This is a genomic window from Roseateles sp. P5_B10 (genome assembly GCF_056400485.1).
The window spans coordinates 1-1,740 of sequence record NZ_JBFULE010000986.1 but is presented as its reverse complement, the minus strand read 5'-3'; the positions used below and the strand labels follow the sequence as shown (position 1 = coordinate 1,740).

Here is a 1,740-nt window from a genome sequence, read left to right as displayed (position 1 = left end):
TTGGACGTCAGCGCCAGCTCGGCCGCCTTGTCTTCCAGCGCGTGGCGGGCCTGCTCGACCTCGGCGTTCTTGCGCTCCACTTCCTCGTTCTGCTCGGCCAGCAGGCGGGCCTTGGTGCCGAGCTGCTCATTGGTCTCCTGCAGCTCGCTCTGGCGCGACTGCAGCTCCACCGTCAGCTGCTGCGACTGCGACAGCAGCGACTCGGTGCGCATCGTCGCCTCGATGGTGTTGAACACCGCGCCGATGCTCTGCGTCAGCAGTTCCAGGAAGGCCAGCGAAGCGCTGCTGAAGGGCTGCAGCGTGGCCAGCTCGATGACGGCCTTGGTCTGGCCCTCGAACAGCACCGGCAGCACGATGACGCTGACGCGCGGCGCGTAGCCGAGGCTGGACGAGATAGCGACGAAGTCCGAAGCGATGTCGGCCAGCAGGGTGCTGCGCTTCTCCAGCGCGCACTGGCCGACCAGGCCTTCGCCCATCTCGATGGTGGGCGCCAGCCGCACGGCGCCGGATTGGGCGTAGCTCGCCAGCAGGCGCAGCTGCTGGCGGTTGTCGGCCTCGGCGCCGGCCACGTGATAGATGGTGCCCTGGTGCGCCTGCACCAGCGGTGCCAGCTCGGTCAGCAGCATCTGGCTGACGGTCTGCAGCTCGCGCTGGCCCTGCAGCATGCCGGTGAACTTGGCCAGGTTGGTCTTCAGCCAGTCCTGCTCGCGGTTGCGCTCGGTGGTCTCGCGCAAGTTGGAGATCATCGTGTTGATGTTGTCCTTGAGCTCGGACACCTCGCCCTTGGCCTCGACCTGGATGGCGCGCGTCAGGTCGCCCTTGGTCACGGCCGTGGCGACCTCGGCGATGGCGCGCACCTGGGTCGTCAGGTTGGCGGCCAGCAGGTTGACGTTGCCGGTCAGGTCCTTCCAGGTGCCCGAGGCGCCCGGCACATGGGCCTGGCCGCCGAGCCGCCCGTCCACGCCCACCTCGCGGGCCACATTGGTCACCTGCTCGGCGAAGGTGGCCAGCGTGTCGGTCATGTTGTTGATGGTGTCGGCCAGGGCCGCCACCTCGCCCTTGGCCTGCACGGTCAGGCGCTGGGTCAGGTTGCCGTTGGCCACGGCCGTGACGACCTTGACGATGCCGCGCACCTGCTCGGTCAGGTTGGAGGCCATGAAGTTCACGTTGTCGGTCAGGTCCTTCCAGGTGCCGCCCACGCCGGCCACCTTGGCCTGGCCGCCGAGCTTGCCCTCGGTACCCACCTCGCGGGCCACGCGCGTGACCTCGCCGGCAAAGGCGTTGAGCTGGTCGACCATGGTGTTGATGGTGTTCTTCAGCTCCAGGATTTCGCCGCTGACGTCCACCGTGATCTTGCGGTTCAGGTCGCCGCGCGCCACGGCCGTCGTCACCTCGGCGATGTTGCGCACCTGAGCCGTCAGGTTGGCGCCCATGGTGTTGACCGAGTCGGTCAGGTCCTTCCAGGTGCCGGCCACGCCGGGCACGACGGCCTGCACGCCGAGACGCCCTTCGGTGCCCACTTCGCGGGCCACCCGCGTCACTTCCGACGCGAAGGAGCGCAGCTGTTCCACCATCGTGTTGATGGTTTCCTTGAGCTGCAGAATCTCGCCGCGCACGTCCACGGTGATCTTCTTGGACAGGTCGCCGTTGGCCACCGCAATGGTCACGTCGGCGATGTTGCGCACCTGGCCCGTCAGGTTGGACGCCATCGAGTTGACGTTGTCGGTCAGGTCCTTCCAG

General features: G+C 67.6%; 1 protein-coding gene. It reads right to left on the bottom strand.

Features of this window, described 5'->3' with window-relative positions; genetic code table 11:
* Positions 1 to 1,740, bottom strand: a 1,740-nt coding sequence (locus AC1DU6_RS30025; protein ID WP_477861690.1) for a HAMP domain-containing protein, incomplete at both ends; no start/stop codon positions are given.